This window comes from Fictibacillus sp. Mic-4, assembly GCF_049843615.1.
Lineage (GTDB): Bacteria > Bacillota > Bacilli > Bacillales > Fictibacillaceae > Fictibacillus_A > Fictibacillus_A gelatini.
This window is the reverse complement of sequence record NZ_JBBHZM010000085.1, coordinates 1-2,220: the sequence shown is the minus strand read 5'-3', so window position 1 is coordinate 2,220 and position 2,220 is coordinate 1. Positions and strand designations below refer to the sequence as shown.

General features: G+C 37.5%; 3 protein-coding genes. All 3 read left to right on the top strand.

The window, feature by feature from the left end:
* The first annotated feature begins 333 nt into the window (after nucleotides 1-333).
* The 3 genes from WD019_RS21500 (at nucleotide 334) to WD019_RS21490 (ending at nucleotide 2,154) form a co-directional block, all read left to right on the top strand.
* Nucleotides 334-438 (top strand): topoisomerase C-terminal repeat-containing protein, encoded by a 105-nt coding sequence (locus WD019_RS21500; RefSeq protein WP_340906145.1) that lies wholly within the window; start codon nucleotides 334-336, stop codon nucleotides 436-438.
* Between the two features lie 203 nt (nucleotides 439-641).
* The gene (locus WD019_RS21495; protein ID WP_340902267.1) at nucleotides 642-1,190 is read left to right on the top strand and encodes a cupin domain-containing protein; all 549 of its coding nucleotides are present in this window, start codon (nucleotides 642-644) and stop codon (nucleotides 1,188-1,190) included.
* A gap of 700 nt (nucleotides 1,191-1,890) precedes the next feature.
* The gene (locus tag WD019_RS21490; protein WP_425712785.1) at nucleotides 1,891-2,154 is read left to right on the top strand and encodes a Ger(x)C family spore germination C-terminal domain-containing protein; all 264 of its coding nucleotides are present in this window, start codon (nucleotides 1,891-1,893) and stop codon (nucleotides 2,152-2,154) included.
* The last annotated feature ends 66 nt before the right edge of the window (nucleotides 2,155-2,220 follow it).

Below are 2,220 nucleotides of genomic sequence, written 5' to 3'. Positions count from 1 at the left end.
AAAAAATAAGCATTCATTACTTATATTAAAAATTTCCGGGGATTGTGAATCACAAACGAAGGTTGTTTTTATAAAGTCATGGTCTAATTAAAACAATTGCTGTCCCAAGAGCATACTTGAGACTGAAAAGGCAGCAGCAGGTGGTAAAACATTAGAATTTTCTTTAGATAACTTTCCCATTTTGCTGTCATGGATGGACTGGAAAGTAAATTTCCCTCTATTGCTTCACAAAGTATATACCATCTTACTTCGATCGGTTTATAGTTTATAAACCAATCCCACTTGCTGCATTATCATCAAACAGACTGACCTTTTTAAAGGAAAACAAGTAAAATCAAAGGTTTTAAAAGCAAGGCAGGAAAGGGATTTGAAGCAATTTTAACTGTCAATAATGATAAGGTTAGTTTCAAATTCCACTACCTGAAGGTGTCACATTAATTTTCTACATCGGTGGAGGCGTTGCGTTACTTGTAAGTTTCATAGTGTTTTTCCTCATCACCCTGTTCACCAAGAAATAACCGGGACACAGGGACAGGTTCGTTGCCCCAACTGAAAGATGAATCAGCACCTAAAAATTTGGGTTCCACTCATTATCTCTCTTACATAGGATATTTTAGCAATTTGAGGAGGGATTGAGTAAAATGAATTATGTAACATATGGATACCCATATCATTATTATCACCATCATCATCACCACCACCCATATTACACGCATGTTCCTATGCCTTACTACTATTGGGGATACCATTACCCACATATGGAAAGGGAAGTACGCCAGTTCACTGATCAAGGTAAGCAGCCATTTGTAATCAATATCAATGAAGCTACAAAGCAAAACAATAATTTTCGCACTGCGATTTGGACAGGAACTTACCTACAGCTAACATTAATGAGTTTGCAACCTGGGGAAGATATCGGTTTAGAAATACATCCTGATGTGGACCAATTCCTACGTGTTGAACAAGGCGATGGAATTGTTCAAATGGGGAAAAACAGAAATCAGTTAGACTTTGTAAGACAAATTACTGACGACTCAGCCATTTTTGTTCCAGCAGGGTATTGGCACAACCTAACAAATACAGGAAATATCCCATTAAAACTTTATTCAATCTATGCACCACCAAATCATCCATTCGGAACCGTCCATAAAACAAAAGCAGATGCGATGGAAGCTGAACACGAACACTAAGCTGTCGACTCTAATGATGGACAAAGTGGGTCAAGGGACCCTATCTCGAGATCTGGCAAAGAATAGCTCAGCATAGTTTTGTAGTTTTTTTAGGTGAAAGTACAAAAAAAGATAGCGACTAATCGCTACCGTTTAATTTTCCTTTTTTATTTTTCTAATAATAAATAGGGTAATTATCGAAATGATCACTGTAAGAATGGAAATGAAAAAAGATATGTTTAACATGAAAGATACCTCCAATCTTGTCCATTTTGTTTATATAAGTTATTATATGAATATAATAATGATGGATGGGAAAGGGGAGTATATCCCCTAACCCATTGCTGTGATTCAGAACTCTCATTCTTCTTGGCTGTTGGATGAGGGTTCTTTTTCTCTACTCTTCTTTACTAACAATACTGTCGTCAAATTTATTATTGCGATAGGTAAGGTTAACTATCGAAGAGAGAAGAACTATCACATTCTCCATCATTACCACCCCCTTCTTTCGGGGGATTGAAGGTGTTCTGTATCTCACCTTCTATAACCATTAGCGCTTTCGTCCCAATACCCATTAATCGGAATAGGTATACCACGAAAATTAACTGTACCTACTACTTTGTTGTCTACAATGGAATCAATGGTAAGTATACCTCTAATAATGGATCTCCCCGCAATAGAAGCATCAATCCCCCATACGGATGGAAAGGGGATACTAACTTTGAAGGAACTCACACAAATGGCTCGGGAAAAAATAGAGGAGCAAATCCGCAAAACGTATCAAACTGCTTTTAAAGAGGGTATAGATATTTACAATTTGGGCGAATCTTTGTATCGCAAACATCCACATCAATGGAAGAGCATTGCCACAGGAAAACGGCAACTCGTTTTAAACCAAGATTCCCTGCGCCATGTTAAGGTTGAGGTGAATATTGTTTACCCTGGAAGATATAAATTACATGAACATGGTGAATCCACCTCGTGATTCTGGCAAGTGAAATTATTAACTCACCTTGCTTCTTCTGCTTAGCGTTGGGGAAGCAAGGTTTTT